Annotated in this window: 13 protein-coding genes; 5 read left to right on the top strand and 8 right to left on the bottom strand. The window is 45.3% G+C overall.

What is annotated here, in order from left to right:
- Window positions 1-117: 117 nt before the first annotated feature.
- From ACO1NU_RS11435 to rpsA, 3 genes are all read right to left on the bottom strand, one after another.
- Window positions 118-1,056 carry an aspartate carbamoyltransferase catalytic subunit gene (locus tag ACO1NU_RS11435; RefSeq protein WP_448818618.1) on the bottom strand — a complete coding sequence of 313 codons (939 nt, stop codon included), beginning with the start codon at window positions 1,054-1,056 and terminating at the stop codon, window positions 118-120.
- A gap of 42 nt (window positions 1,057-1,098) precedes the next feature.
- Window positions 1,099-1,644 (bottom strand): bifunctional pyr operon transcriptional regulator/uracil phosphoribosyltransferase PyrR, encoded by a 546-nt coding sequence (pyrR, locus tag ACO1NU_RS11430; protein ID WP_448818617.1) that lies wholly within the window; start codon window positions 1,642-1,644, stop codon window positions 1,099-1,101.
- Window positions 1,645-1,741: 97 nt separating this feature from the next.
- A complete protein-coding gene (gene rpsA, locus ACO1NU_RS11425; protein ID WP_448818616.1) occupies window positions 1,742-3,700 on the bottom strand; it encodes a 30S ribosomal protein S1 in 1,959 nt (652 codons plus the stop codon).
- A gap of 172 nt (window positions 3,701-3,872) precedes the next feature.
- Between rpsA and ACO1NU_RS11420 the strand changes: the two genes are divergently transcribed.
- Window positions 3,873-4,073 carry a hypothetical protein gene (locus tag ACO1NU_RS11420; RefSeq protein WP_448818615.1) on the top strand — a complete coding sequence of 67 codons (201 nt, stop codon included), beginning with the start codon at window positions 3,873-3,875 and terminating at the stop codon, window positions 4,071-4,073.
- A gap of 35 nt (window positions 4,074-4,108) precedes the next feature.
- On the opposite strand, the gene cmk is transcribed toward ACO1NU_RS11420, so the two are convergent.
- The 3 genes from cmk to lon all read right to left on the bottom strand — a co-directional run bounded on the left by cmk (window position 4,109) and on the right by lon (window position 8,620).
- Window positions 4,109-4,783 (bottom strand): (d)CMP kinase, encoded by a 675-nt coding sequence (gene cmk / locus ACO1NU_RS11415; protein ID WP_448818614.1) that lies wholly within the window; start codon window positions 4,781-4,783, stop codon window positions 4,109-4,111.
- 85 nt (window positions 4,784-4,868) lie between these two features.
- Entirely contained in the window at window positions 4,869-5,828 is a 960-nt protein-coding gene (locus ACO1NU_RS11410; protein WP_448818613.1) for a lipid A deacylase LpxR family protein, read from the bottom strand.
- 338 nt (window positions 5,829-6,166) lie between these two features.
- Window positions 6,167-8,620 (bottom strand): endopeptidase La, encoded by a 2,454-nt coding sequence (gene lon / locus ACO1NU_RS11405; protein ID WP_448818612.1) that lies wholly within the window; start codon window positions 8,618-8,620, stop codon window positions 6,167-6,169.
- A gap of 276 nt (window positions 8,621-8,896) precedes the next feature.
- Here lon and ACO1NU_RS11400 point away from each other — a divergent pair, with 276 nt between their 5' ends.
- Window positions 8,897-9,538 carry a tetratricopeptide repeat protein gene (locus ACO1NU_RS11400; RefSeq protein ID WP_448818611.1) on the top strand — a complete coding sequence of 214 codons (642 nt, stop codon included), beginning with the start codon at window positions 8,897-8,899 and terminating at the stop codon, window positions 9,536-9,538.
- Window positions 9,539-9,586: 48 nt separating this feature from the next.
- Here the strand turns inward: ACO1NU_RS11400 and ACO1NU_RS11395 are convergent, their stop codons facing one another.
- Both ACO1NU_RS11395 and gpmI read right to left on the bottom strand, forming a co-directional pair.
- Entirely contained in the window at window positions 9,587-10,123 is a 537-nt protein-coding gene (locus tag ACO1NU_RS11395; protein ID WP_448818610.1) for a hypothetical protein, read from the bottom strand.
- Window positions 10,110-11,630, bottom strand: coding sequence for a 2,3-bisphosphoglycerate-independent phosphoglycerate mutase (gene gpmI, locus ACO1NU_RS11390; RefSeq protein ID WP_448818609.1), 1,521 nt, complete (start codon window positions 11,628-11,630; stop codon window positions 10,110-10,112). The genes ACO1NU_RS11395 and gpmI overlap by 14 nt, the downstream gene beginning before the upstream one ends.
- A 113-nt stretch (window positions 11,631-11,743) precedes the next feature.
- On the opposite strand from gpmI, the gene nadC reads away from it, so the two are divergent.
- The 3 genes from nadC to ACO1NU_RS11375 are packed head-to-tail and all read left to right on the top strand — an operon-like array spanning window position 11,744 to window position 14,132.
- On the top strand, window positions 11,744-12,595 hold the full coding sequence (nadC, locus tag ACO1NU_RS11385) for a carboxylating nicotinate-nucleotide diphosphorylase (protein WP_448818608.1): 852 nt from the start codon (window positions 11,744-11,746) through the stop codon (window positions 12,593-12,595).
- 60 nt (window positions 12,596-12,655) lie between these two features.
- A complete protein-coding gene (gene plsY / locus ACO1NU_RS11380) occupies window positions 12,656-13,306 on the top strand; it encodes a glycerol-3-phosphate 1-O-acyltransferase PlsY (RefSeq protein WP_448818607.1) in 651 nt (216 codons plus the stop codon).
- A 37-nt stretch (window positions 13,307-13,343) separates the two neighbouring features.
- The gene (locus ACO1NU_RS11375) at window positions 13,344-14,132 is read left to right on the top strand and encodes a M48 family metallopeptidase (RefSeq protein WP_448818606.1); all 789 of its coding nucleotides are present in this window, start codon (window positions 13,344-13,346) and stop codon (window positions 14,130-14,132) included.
- The last annotated feature ends 1 nt before the right edge of the window (window position 14,133 follow it).

The raw sequence follows: 14,133 nt of genomic DNA, 5'->3' as shown, positions 1-14,133 counted from the left end.
AATAGATGTTAACAAATGTGGAAATCTGCCAAAATTAACGTTTAAGCAGCGAATACTAGTATATATTTAAGAAAAGTATTTTCTCAGGAAGTTGTAACCTTTAATAAGCAGTTGATACTAAGGTTTTTGACCAGCCAGAAGATAAAGGACTGCCATGCGAATCGCAACGCCGTTTTCCACCTGATCAAGAATGATGGATTGCTTGCTGTCGGCCACGTCGCTGGTAATTTCCACGCCGCGGTTAATCGGTCCGGGGTGCATAATAATGATCTCCTTATCCAGAGAGTCAAGAATCCGTTTATTAACACCATACATCATGGAGTACTCCCTTAATGAAGGGAAATATTTGATGTCCTGTCTTTCCATCTGGATGCGGAGCATGTTGGCAACATCGCACCAGTTCAGGGCGTCCATCAGGTTGTATTCTACTTTAACACCGAGGCTTTTTATGTATTTTGGGATCAGGGTAGTCGGTCCGCAAACCATGACTTCCGCACCCAGCATCTGCAGACAGAGGATGTTCGACAAAGCCACGCGGGAGTGGAGGATATCTCCGATAATGGCGACCTTTTTACCGGCTACGTCTCCTAACTTTTCGCGAATAGAAAAAGCGTCGAGAAGTGCCTGTGTGGGATGCTCATGTGCACCGTCGCCTGCATTCACAATCTGGGCATTGACATGCTTGCTCAGGAATACGCCTGCTCCAGGGTAGGGGTGTCGCATGACGATCATGTCGACCTTCATGGCCAGGATATTGTTGACTGTATCAATAAGGGTTTCTCCCTTGCTTACCGAAGAAGAGGAAGCAGCGAAGTTGATAGTATCTGCGGAAAGTCTTTTTTGAGCGAGTTCAAAAGATAGCCTGGTCCGTGTTGAGTTTTCGAAAAAAACATTGGCGATAGTCACATCTCTCAGAGAGGGAACTTTCTTAATAGGCCGGTTCAGCACGTCCTTGAAGGTATCGGCTGTCTCAAAGATCAACTGGATGTCGCGCTCATTCAGATCTTTAATCCCCAGAAGATGTTTTGTACTTAAGCCCTTATTTTGATCTGCCATGGATGTAGTGTATATGTAATCTGAATTTTACTTATAAAATCTTTAGTCTTTCTCTGACAAGAGAATAACGGTATCTTCCTTATCTGTTTCTTTCCATGAAACAATAACCCGCTGAGAGTTGATGGAATCCACTTGTATCCCGATATAATCAGGCTCTATCGGTAAGTCGCGCGAAAATCTTCTGTCAACCAACACCAGGAGTTCTACTTTCTGGGGCCTTCCGAATGCAAGCATGGCATCCATAGCTGAGCGTATGGTTCGCCCAGTCCAGAGCACGTCGTCTACGAGGATAACCTTTTTACCTTCAATGATGAAATCAATACTTGTTGCATTAGGCAGGAGGGGAATTTCGCGCCTTCTGAAGTCATCCCTAAAAAAGGTGATGTCCAGACTGCCATGTAAGATATTGGCCTGCGGCAGTATCTGCTTTAATTCAGAAGCAATCCTGTTCGCCAGATAAATGCCTCTGGGTTGTATACCCAGGATAACGGAGTTTGAAAAGTCGTCATGATTTTCAATCAGCTGATGACACAGCCGCTGAATCGTAATCTGGAACTTTTGGCCGTCAAGCAGAGTTAGATTTTGCATGTTTTGATTTGCGCAAAAATAAAAAAAATAAACTATACTCATAAAAAAAGCCCTGCCGTATTTACGGCAGGGCTTTTAAATATTCAGAATACTGTTATTATTCAGCTTCTTCGTCTGAAGGCTTAGACTGGCGTGCCTGACTTTCAGCACCTTCCATCTGTTGCTTCAATTGAGCCAATACACTAAGATCTCCTAATGTAGATTTTTCAACTGAATCTTTAACCTTCTTCACTGCACTTGAAGTAGCTTTCTGGTCGTTTTTCTTCTGAGAAACCTCAGCAGATCTAGCGTCAGAACGTGCATCTTCCCAGATACGTGAATGAGAAACTACGATACGTTTAGCATCCTTGCTGAATTCAATGATCTTAAATTCTGCAGTTTCCTCAGCTTTAAGCGCTTTTCCATCTTCTTTGATAGAGTGCTTGCTTGGAGAGAAACCTTCAACACCGTAAGGTAAAGCAACGATAGCACCTTTCTCAGTAACCTTCAAAACAGTTCCTTCGTGGATAGAATCCACAGTGAAGATTGTTTCAAAAGTATCCCAAGGGTTTTCTTCTAATTGCTTGTGACCCAGGCTCAGTTTACGGTTATCCTCATCAAGTTCAAGAACAACAACATCAAGAACTTCACCTACCTTAGTAAATTCGTTCGGATGGTTGATCTTTTTAGACCATGAAAGGTCTGAGATGTGGATCAATCCGTCGATACCTTCTTCGATCTCAACAAATACACCGAAGTTAGTCATGTTCTTAACAACAGCAGTGTGTTTGCTTCCGATTGGATATCTCTCAGCGATGTTCTGCCAAGGATCTGGAGTCAGTTGTTTGATACCCAGGCTCATCTTACGCTCGTCGCGGTCTAATGTTAATACCTGAGCTTCGATCTCGTCACCTACCTTCAGGAATTCCTGAGGGTTACGCAGGTTCTGAGACCAAGACATTTCTGATACGTGGATCAGTCCTTCTACACCTGGAGTGATTTCAAGGAAAGCACCGTAATCAGCAACAGTAACGATCTTACCTTTAACTCTTGAACCGATCTCGATTGTTGTATCAAGAGAAGCCCATGGGTGAGAAGTAAGTTGTTTTAAACCAAGGGCAATACGTTTCTTCTCATCATCAAAGTCAAGTACAACCACGTTGATCTTCTGATCAAGTGCCAATACTTCCTTCGGATGCTCGATACGACCCCATGAAATATCTGTAATGTGCAATAGTCCGTCAACACCTCCAAGGTCAATGAACACACCGAAATCAGTGATGTTCTTAACAGTTCCTTCAAGAACCTGACCTTTTTCAAGTTTGGCAACGATCTCTGTTTTTTGATTTTCCAGATCGTCTTCAATAAGAACCTTGTGAGAAACAACCACGTTTTTGAATTCGTGATTAATTTTCACCACTTTGAATTCCATTGTCTTACCTACGTAAACATCGTAATCACGGATCGGCTTGATGTCGATCTGAGATCCTGGAAGGAATGCTTCAACTCCCATGATGTCAACGATAAGACCACCCTTAGTACGGCTTTTAACAAAACCATTGATGATCGTGTCATTTTCCAAAGCTTCATTGATGAGCTCCCATGAACGCTGAGTTTTAGCACGTTTACGTGAAAGAACCAATTGACCATTAGCGTCTTCCTGTGATTCTACAAATACGTCAACTGAATCACCAACTTTCAAATCCGGAGTATCGCGGAATTCAGATAGTGAAACCATACCATCTGATTTGAATCCGATGTTTAATACTACGTCTTTGTTGTTAATTGATACAACAATACCTGAGATGATCTCACCTTTGCTGATCGAATTAAATGTTCCGGCATACAGTTGCTCCAGTTTGGCACGCTCTTCATCGCTGTAGTTACCAAAACCTTTATCATCTGCATCCCAATCAAAATCGCCGGCCGGCGTAATTAGGGTTTTAGACTTAATGTCTTCAATTGACAAAGAATCAGCTTCTGATTCAATGTTTTCTTTAACCGTGTTGGTTTCGTTGTCATGGAGTTCCGCTGACTTAGCTTGTAGCTCCTTTTCTGCTTCTTGTTTTTTGGCCATTAATTAATTTATCTCCTTTTCCCGATTTAAATCGGAATCGCAAAGGTAACTAAAGTTATTTTGATAATTAAAAATTATTTTATTGATTTTTAGGTATTTTCTAAAGCTGGTAGCCTGGCGAAACAATGATCTTCCGCTTCTGTTACCTTTGAAACATGAAAACCTATTGAAAATGGAAAATAGCAATAAACAGAATCCTATAAGAGAGAACAAGCCTTCTGGAAATAATGACGACCAGAAGATCACTAAGAAACATGAAGATGACGCGTTCAAGACACCCGACCGCGAAAACCGCCTGGGATGGGAGCAACCTATGGATGAACAGCAGCATGACGAAACCAGCACTGCTGATCCCAAGGACGAACCGCAATAGCGCGGATCGCCGACGTCTGAGTGAATCGCGCTGAACTACCTGTTATGGGTGTTCACGCGATCCAGAACGAACTGAAGTTGCTCTTCTTCGTTCAGCTCGGTATTGTCCAGAATAATGGCATCATGCGCACGAACCAGGGGACTTTCTTTTCTGGTAGTGTCGATGTAATCCCGGTGGGCGATGTTTTCAAAGACTTCTTCCATCGAGATATCTTCTCCCTTAGCCAGAAGCTCCTTATACCGGCGCTCGGCTCTGATCTTGGGATCGGCAGTCATGAAGATCTTGACAGGAGCATCCGGAAATACGATGGTACCAATATCACGGCCATCCATTACCACATTCTTTGATCTGCCCATTCGCTGCTGCTGCTTAACCAGCTCTTTTCTGACGGATTTGATTGTGCTGACCTCGCTTACGAGCTGAGATACCTCCATTCTTCTGATTTCATCAGACACTTCCTCTTCATTAAGGGTAATGTGCGTCTGGTAGTCGCGCGAATGAAAGTTCAGATGTATATCTTTCAGTGCCTCCCTGATCTGCTCTTCGTTCGTCAGATCAATATTGTTCCTTTGGAAATATAAGGTAACGGCCCGGTACATGGCCCCTGTATCTATATATATATAATGCAGTTTCTTCGCGAGGGCTTTGGCGAGCGTGCTTTTACCACAGGAGGAGTAACCATCTATGGCAATTACAATGTTGTTTGTCATCGCTGCAAAGTTATTATTTATAGCGAAGCACTGAAAATAATTACGAGATTCTGCCATTAAACTGACAGCCCGCTACTGTCATCGTTTATCGTCCGAAACTATAGAATAGGCTGGCTGAACCGTATTGGTGCGACTTGACCTGCGATTTGAGTTCTTTGGTCTTGAATATCGCCGAAAAGCTAAGCAGCCAGCGGTCTTTCGTGTATTTGACGCCAAGTTCCTGGCTGTAAACGATGCGCCTGGGCGTATAAGTGACCGAACCTTTGTCATCTCTGAACATACCGCCCTGTATCGTGGCGTCATAAGCAACGAACTGGAGCATGGGCTGGGTGTAGAAGAAAAATTCCTTATCGGGAACTACCGACCCCTGTTCGTTGGAAATGCGGCTGCCCGTGCTGGCAGATCCAAACAGCTTATTGATCTCACCCGCACGGAATAACACCCCTGCCGCTGCTGAGCTAAAGGTCGTGCCCAGTGAGGCTTGTCCCGCCGCACTGAAATCAGTACTCTTACCTGGACGGGCCAGCAGTCGCTTGTATTCGAAGCGGGCGTTTACGCCCAGCTCGTTCTTTACCTGATATTGCCAGCCGTTGATCTCGTAGAAGCCCACAGCATCGTGCAGCAGTTCCTGAGCATCCTGTGCCAGTGAGTTTGGTCCGATCGTTCCGATTGTTAACCCCGCGCTGAACTGACTCTCATCTTTCTTGTACCAGTTCATCTTCACAGAACCATAGAGAAATCCTGCAAATGGCCGGTCCACATAGCTGATGTCGGGAACAGCCCCGGTTTGCGCATTATAAATCGATTGGCCGACTTCTACTTCCCAGATCTTCTTGATCAATGCCGCAGTAGTGTCAGTTTCCCTGACGGCATGACTATAGCTGATGAAGAGTCCGTTTGTATAGTACCTGTCGGAACCGAAGCCCAGATAGGCATCATTTTCTGTACGAAAGCCGAAGCTGCTGTTATAATTTCCGGTTTGTGCGCTCACTGAAATAGCCGGGATCAGCAAAATGGCGAGGGCAATGGCTTTAAGTCTGTTCATATAGTTAATAGCAAATATGGAAATATTTTTACGCCAAGTGCAAGAGCGTGAAAATATTAGTATATGACGGTATCATGCGGAAAGGGAGTAATTGATTGTGTCGGCGGTCAGACTTGATTCACCTTACATTTTCGCGGTAAGGTTGGGTTACCGAAGGTTGAATGCCGGGTGAGCGTCGGGTGACCAACCTCTGTGCCAAATCCTTAAGAGCATCGTCTATTTGTCTTGCAGATATCCGGGCGAGAAGGGGGCATCAGCCAGTATACGCAAAGCATGGAGTTATAAAAAATGGGGAACAGCTTGCGCCATTCCCCATTTTTTATAACTCCATCAGAATCTTATGCCTCTTTGATCGTCAGATCAATAGGATCCTTCACTTTTTCCTGTGATAGGGCGAGATCAATCACTTCTCTCATCTCTGTCACATAATGGAAGTTCAGATCTTTTATATAGCTTTCCTTAATCTCCCTGATATCTTTTTCGTTGCTCTTGGAGAGGATGATATCTTTAATATTAGCACGTTTCGCTGCGAGGATCTTTTCTTTTATTCCTCCTACAGGAAGTACCTTGCCTCTGAGGGTGATCTCGCCTGTCATCGCTAAATTCTGCTTAACCTTACGCTGCGTAAAGGCGGACGTTAGTGCAGTCAGCATGGTGATACCTGCTGATGGCCCGTCTTTAGGTGTTGCGCCGGCCGGAACGTGTACGTGGATATCCCACAGGTCGAATAAGCGGTGGTCAATGCCGAACTTGCGTGAATGTGCTCGCAGATACGCCATCGCAATGGTGGCTGATTCTTTCATCACATCCCCCAGATTCCCGGTAAGCGACATTTTTCCTTTACCAGGGCTCAGACTTGCTTCGATGAACAGAATATCTCCGCCAACCTGTGTCCAGGCCAGGCCGGTTACTACTCCGGCAACATCGTTACCTTCGTAAAGATCTTTGTCGAAGATAGGAGGGCCCAAAATGGTTTCTACATCGTTCTTGCTCAACGCCGACGTATACTCGGTTTCCATGGCAATTTTGGTGGCTATACCTCTGACCAGGGATCCGATCTTCTTCTCGAGACCACGTACGCCCGACTCGCGGGTATAGTCTTCGATGATCTTTTCAATCACCACTGGTTTCAGGGTAACGTCTTTTTTAGTCAGGCCATGTTGCTCAATTTGTTTGTGCAGCAGGTGCTGTTTGGCAATCTCAATCTTTTCCTCGATAGTATATCCGTTCACCTCGATGATCTCCATACGGTCGAGCAGTGCAGGATGAATGGAACTCAGTGAGTTGGCCGTAGCGATGAACATAACGTTCGAAAGATCGTAGTCGAGCTCAACATAGTGGTCGTAAAACGCATTGTTCTGCTCCGGATCCAGAACCTCTAGCAGGGCAGAAGAGGGATCGCCCCTGAAGTCGTTTCCAACCTTGTCAATCTCGTCGAGCACGAATACCGGATTGGAGGTACCTGCTTTTTTGAGCGACTGGATGATCCGTCCGGGCATCGCACCGATATAGGTTTTGCGATGACCTCTGATTTCAGCTTCGTCATGAACACCTCCCAGGGCAATACGGACGTACTTACGGCCCAGCGCACGTGCGATGGATTTACCTAGGGACGTTTTTCCGACTCCCGGAGGGCCTGCAAGGCAAAGGATAGGAGCCTTCATATTCTGCTTCAGCTTCAGTACGGCAAGATACTCGATTATGCGGCGTTTAACCTTGTCCAGACCGTAATGGTCTTTGTCGAGGATCTTTTCAGCTCGCTTCAGGTCGAAGTTGTCTTTGGAAAATTCATTCCATGGAAGGTCAAGTATCAGCTCCAGGTAATTTACCTGTACAGAATAATCGGCCGCAGCGGGGTTCATTCTCCCCAGTTTTTCCAGCTCTTTCGTGAAGTGATCCGTAATATCGGTGGACCATTTCTTCTTGGCAGCGCGCTCCCGGAGGTTCTCGAGTTCGAGGTCCGGACTGTTACCGCCCAGTTCTTCCTGGATGGTTTTCAGCTGCTGATTCAGGAAATAGTCCCTTTGTTGCTTGTCGAGGTCGGTACGGACTTTCGACTGAATCTGGTTCTTGAGTTCCAGCATCTGGAGATCCACCGTGAGGTGCTCCAGTACCATGGTTGCTCTTTCGTGAAGATTAGCCACTTCCAGCATTTTCTGTTTCACCGTCACATCTGCATTCATATTTGATGAGATGAAGTTGATCAGGAATGAAGGGCTTTCAATGTTTTTTATTGCGATACCTGCCTCACTTGGAAGGTGAGGAGACAGCTGGATGATCTGCATAGCCAGGTCTTTGATCGATCCGACCATGGCCTTGAACTGTTTGTCTGATTTGGGACGGATCTCCTCAAACTTGACAATAGTGGCCTTCATATATGGATCTACCTGAACTTCTTCGTTCAGTTTGAAGCGTTGCTTTCCCTGGATGATAACAGTTGTGCTGCCATCGGGCATCTGTAGCATCTTGATAATAAGCGCTACGGTACCCACTTGATTCAGTTGATCAAAGGTGGGATCTTCAATGGCCACGTCTCGTTGAGACACCACACCGATGGTGCGGTCTCCTTTGTATGCATCCTTTATCAGCTTAATGGATTTATCCCGGCCAACAGTGATCGGAATAACTACGCCAGGGAACAATACGGTATTCCTCAGCGGCAATATTGACAGCATTTCCGGCGTATCCTCATTATTCATTTCCTCTTCATCCTCCTGAGACATAAGGGGAAAGAATTCGGTGTCTTCGTTTATTATAGGTAATGAGTGATTAAAATCAAGGAGGTTATTCATCTATATCCTTATTTAACGTCATTCTGACAGTGAATTTTTATTTAAGATGGTGTTTTCGTGTTATCACCTATAGGTGCAAGCGGTATGCCAAAATTCCTTAGCTAACGTAAATCATACATGCAAGGAAGAATTTTTTAAAACAAATCAGCGTACTTTACCATTTAATGAGCGTATATCGCCTTTCACGTTTGGGTATTTATATTTTGTAAATCGTAAAAATAGAAATAATATTACACCTCATTCGTTATAGGACGATCAGAACTTAAGTTTTTTAAAATGAAATTAATTGCATCAATTTTTTCTTTTGTTTTTTTATTTGTTTCAGCAGCTAGTGCTCAACAGACTCAGGAAATTAAGAATAACAATGTAAAGCAGGGGCAGAAAGCCCTTATGGACGGTGATTTTAAGCAGGCAGTTGTTCATCTCGAAAAAGCCATTCCGGCGGAAGGTTCGAATCCGGACGTTCTTTATATGTTAGGATATTCTTATTATCATTCAGGCGACTACGCGAAAGCCATCAGCACTTTCGGGCAAGTAGTTAACCTGAAGCCAAACAACGTCTCTGCGTACTACTACCGTGGAAAAGCAAGAAACGTTATGGGTACTCAGATGAACTCTACCTTGTCGGCAACTGAGAAGGAAAAGCTTCTTCTTGCTTCTATCAGAGACTACAGCAAGGCTATCGAGCTGAATGCCGAAGATCAGAAGTTATATCAGAACCGTGCGATGGCATACCGCGATTACGGCATCCTGAAGGGACAGAAAATTCCTAAGTTCTATGATAAGTCAGCAGCTGCCAACTCCTTTAAATCTTGCATCGGCGACTTACAAAAAGTATTGGATGCGAATCCAGGACGAAAAGATATTACCGACGAGATGAAAAAAGCGAAGGTTTATATGGCTAATCTGGACAGATAGTCCAAAGTTTATTTTGATACCAATAAAAAACCCTGGGTTCGAAAGAGCTCAGGGTTTTATTTTGCCATCTATGCTGTAATTGTTTTCTCCCAGCCCTCTCACGTCTTGTCGCTTAACGATCCGATAGAGTGAGTCGGGGTAATAAGTCAACGTTTCGGTAGAGCGATAGATCTCATTGTTGACGCGGTTGTTGATCTCGATAGCAGATATTTTCTTTCCTGTGCGTTCCAAACGGATCTTCTGAACTTTCAGGTTGCTATCAGTTGCCGCATAGGTTGTCACGTTTCCCTCGCGGGTGGTGGTATAGCTGTCTTTCCAGGAAGGTTTGTTGATATCGGACGAGATAAAGAGATCGAGTTCCTGTTTCCAGTCGCTAATCTTCAGCTTTTTCTCTTCTGCGTCATTATTGTGATCTACACGCTTTGTTATTATCGGATCCTGCTTAGCCAGGCGGGCAGCCTCTGTAGTGAAAAAGCCCCGGATGTCAAAATATGCATTTTGATTGTCCAGAGCTTTTTTATCTTCTGTACACGAAGTCGCGTACAGAAGAATGAAAGTGGTTAATACTTGTTTATATAAGGACATTTCCGGTCATTTTTTCCGGGATAGGTACGCCCAGGATACGCAATACGGTAGGGGCGACATCGCCGAGTTTTCCATCTGCTACCTGCTTGTAGTCTTTGTCGATCAGAATGCAGGGAACCAGGTTCGTTGTATGAGCCGTGTTCACTGAACCATCTTCATTGATCATGTAGTCTGCATTACCGTGATCGGCAATGATGATGAACGAGTATCCGTTCTCCAGGCCACATTCCACTACGTCTTTCAGGCAGCCGTCTACGGTTTCAACCGCTTTTACCACTGCTGAGAAAACACCCGTGTGGCCAACCATATCTGGGTTTGCGAAGTTCAGGCAGATAAAGTCCGGCTTTCCTTCAGGGATTTCTTCACAGATCGCATCGCGGATACCCTGTGCGCTCATTTCAGGCTGCAGGTCATAGGTCGCTACTTTAGGAGAAGGGATTAACAAGCGTTTTTCGCCTACGAAAGGAGTTTCCTTACCTCCGGAGAAGAAGAAGGTTACGTGCGGATACTTTTCAGTTTCGGCAATACGCACCTGCGTCTTGTTGTTAGCTTCAAGAACCTCACCTAAAGTGTCCGAAAGGTCGTCTTTTGTAAATATGCTTTGCACACCTTTGAAAGTATCATCATAGGTGGTCATGGTGATATAACGAAGATCCAGAGGAACCATGTCGTAATCAGGGAATGCCTTCTGAGTCAGGGCTACCGTGATCTCGCGCCCGCGGTCTGTTCTGAAGTTAAAGCAAATGACAACATCGCCTTCCTTGATACGGGTGATCGGCGCACCGAACTCATCCACTTTCACGGTTGGTTTGATAAACTCATCAGTGATGCCTTCAGCATACGACTCTTCCAGAGAAGCGATCAGATCGTTGGTGTGTGATCCTGTTCCGTGTACGAGAAGATCATAAGCCTGCTTTACGCGTTCCCATCTGTTGTCGCGGTCCATCGCATAATAGCGACCGATCATTGACGCGATCTGCACCTGCGAATCGGCAGTGTAATCAAGGAGATCCTTGATGTAGTTCCTGCCTCCGTTTGGATCGGTATCACGACCGTCAGTAAAGGCGTGAAGAAAAACACCCGGAACGGCAGCAGTTTTTGCCGCGTCGCAAAGTCCTTTAATATGTTTGATATGTGAATGCACGCCTCCGTCGGAAACAAGGCCGATCAGGTGTACGTTCTTTTTTTCTGCGATGGCATACTTAAATGCATCCTGAATAACAGGATTTGTGTTGAATTCCAGATCATCAACAGCTTTGTGAATTCTGCCCAGTTCCTGGTAAACAACACGGCCGGCGCCGAGGTTCATGTGACCAACTTCTGAGTTGCCCATTTGTCCCGCAGGTAATCCAACCGCTACGCCCGATGCTTCAAGCTTAGAGTTCGGGTAAGTCTGGATCAGATGATCAAAGAAAGGAGTCTTTGCCGCTACGATCGCGTTGGATGCATCGGCCTTGCCATAGCCCCAACCATCAAGAATTATAAGTGCTACTTTTTTATTTTCCACACAACAAATATAGACTTGAATTATTAGTATGCAAAGTGAGCTGAATCATATTATTATGTTTTGTAGCCCAACAAAACGATAATTTTGATGTATTTCTTATTTTAGCGCACTTTATGAAAGAATACGAAGAATTACTTGATCAATTCATTACAAACGCACTTTTAGAAGACATCGGCACCGGTGACCATACCTCCCTGTCGACCATTCCATCAGGAAAGCAAGGCTCGGCCAGGTTAATCATTAAGGAAGAAGGAGTTCTGGCGGGAATTGAAGTTGCCCTGGCAATCTTCAGGCGTGTTGATTCTGAATTATCAGTGAGTGTACACATCGGGGACGGTGCAAAAGTTTCGTATGGCGATATCGCGCTGACCGTATCAGGCAGTATTTACTCCATACTCGTTGCAGAGAGACTGGTTTTGAATACCATGCAGAGAATGAGTGGGATAGCATCGACAACCTCAAGGATCGTTTCTAAACTAGAGGGAACAGGTACCCGCGTATTGGATACCAGAAAGACAACTCCCAACCTAAGGTTCCTGGAAAAGAAAGCTGTAGCAATAGGGGGCGGGGTGAATCATCGCTTCGGCTTATACGACATGATCCTGATCAAGGATAATCATGTAGACTATGCAGGCGGCATAAAGAACGCCCTGGAGGCAGCAAGGGAATATCTGAAGACTAAGTCCCTGTCACTTGAAATAGAGATTGAAGTCAGAAACATTGCCGAGCTGGAAGAAGTGATCGAAGCTGGTGGAGCAGACCGTATCCTTCTCGACAACTTTGACTATGATACGCTTAAAACCGCTGTGAAGATGATCGACGGCAGGTATGCAACTGAAGCGTCCGGCGGGATTGTAGAAGATGACATTATCCGCTACGCAGAATGCGGCGTAGACTATATTTCCATGGGTGCACTTACTCATTCGGTTAAGAGCCTGGATATGAGTTTAAAGGCGATCCGCTAAATGCGGAACAGGAAGATTAGGTTCAATTAATTCTTGATTTTTAGTATTATTGCACACTGAATGATATCCATATATTCTCTTGCAGCTATTTTGGCTGCTTATCTTTTTGGATCGGTTCCCAGTGCAGTCTGGATCGGGCAAGCTTTTTACGGGATTGACGTTCGCGAATACGGGAGCGGAAATGCTGGCGCGACCAACACTTTCCGGGTGCTGGGGACTAAGGCCGGCGTGACTGTGATGGTTCTTGATATTCTAAAAGGATTTACGGCTACCAATCTGGCCTATTTTATCGGGCTTTCCATCACGGGGCCTCAACATTCCATCCAATTCGTCAATTATCAGCTGGCATTAGGCATCACAGCGGTGATGGGGCATTTATTCCCAATCTTCGCAGGGTTCAGGGGCGGCAAGGGTATTGCCACCTTATTCGGTATGGTGCTGGCCGTTCATTTCCAGGCTTCTGTGGTTTGCGTATCGGTGTTCCTTACTGTGCTGATGCTGACCCGGTATGTATCACTGAGTTCAATCATCGCGGGATTCTCTTTCCCGTTGAGTATTATATTTATCTTTCATTCGCCGCTCCGGTCGATCGTTTTATACGGCATGTGCATTTGTGTTCTCATCCTGATCACACATCAGAAGAACATCGAACGTTTGCTGAAGGGCAAGGAGTCGAAGATAAATGTATTCAAAAAGAAAACCGCTGTATAGGTTTTTTTGTTGCATTGAGAAATTCACACTTACTCATATGAAACGCTTAAAATCACCATTTACTTTTATACTGATAGCTGTATTAGCGGCCTGCTCGACGGTTCCGCTAACGGGCAGAAGGCAGTTAAACCTAGCTAATTCGCAGGAAATTCAGACACAATCGGTTCAGGCATACCGGGAGTTTTTAAAGGACCCTAAAAATGTGGTGGTCAGTTCGGGTGCTGACGCCCAACTCGTGAAGAAAGTGGGCAGCAGGATTGCTACCGCTATTGATAAGTACCTCAGCCAAAATGGCTACGCTAATCAATATAACTTCACCTGGGAGTTTAACCTGATCAAGAGCAAAGACATCAATGCATGGTGTATGCCAGGCGGTAAAGTTGCCGTATATACAGGCATCATGCCGGTTACGCAAACAGAAGCGGGCCTGGCTACTGTAATGGGACATGAGATTGCCCATGCTATTGCAAGGCATTCAGAAGAACGCTACTCGCAGACGCTGGGCGCACAGGCGCTAGGTGGCGTTGTAGGTGCGGCTACCGGTTCTGAAGGCATTTCACAGCTTTACGGATTAGGCGGACAGCTTGCCCTGTTGAAATACGGAAGAAGTCAGGAATCAGAAGCAGACCGTTTAGGACTGATCTTCATGGCCATGGCCGGCTACAATCCGAGCAATGCAGTTACTTTCTGGCAGCGCATGGCTGCTGCAAAGCAGAGCAACGGTGCAACACCTGAGTTCCTGAGCACGCACCCGAGCGATGCTACCCGTATCAATGATATTCAGAAGCGCTTACCAGAAGCGATGAAGTATTATACCGGAAAGTAGT

This window comes from Arcticibacter sp. (assembly GCF_053551015.1).
Note: the sequence above shows the minus strand (reverse complement) of the source record. Positions and strands in the feature narration are given on the sequence as shown.